Annotated in this window: 1 protein-coding gene; it reads left to right on the top strand. The window is 68.7% G+C overall.

Going from position 1 to position 259, the window contains the following annotated elements; genetic code table 11:
• A partial coding sequence (locus SB765_RS31100) for a 2'-5' RNA ligase family protein (protein WP_410932687.1) occupies positions 1–259 on the top strand: 259 nt, incomplete at both ends.

Here is a 259-nt window from a genome sequence, read left to right as displayed (position 1 = left end):
AACTGGCGCTGCCGGCTGCGGCGCCACGGCTGTTGCTCGACCGCTTGCAGGTGTGGCAGCGGGCCAGCGCTTTGGTGCTGGAGGCCCACCAGACACCGCCGGCCCTGTTGCAACTGGTGTATGGGTTGCAGCAGGCGTTGCTGCCGTTGGGGGTGGAGGCAGTCAGCCGTGAGTATCGCCCGCACCTGACGCTGTCCAGGGATTTTCGCGGCCAGCCACCCGAGGCCAGCAGCGCGCCGGAGTTTTACCTCGCGGCACG

The sequence above is a fragment of the Pseudomonas sp. SIMBA_067 genome (assembly GCF_046534675.1).
GTDB classification, from domain to species: domain Bacteria; phylum Pseudomonadota; class Gammaproteobacteria; order Pseudomonadales; family Pseudomonadaceae; genus Aquipseudomonas; species Aquipseudomonas putida.
This window is presented reverse-complemented; position numbering and strand designations above follow the sequence as displayed.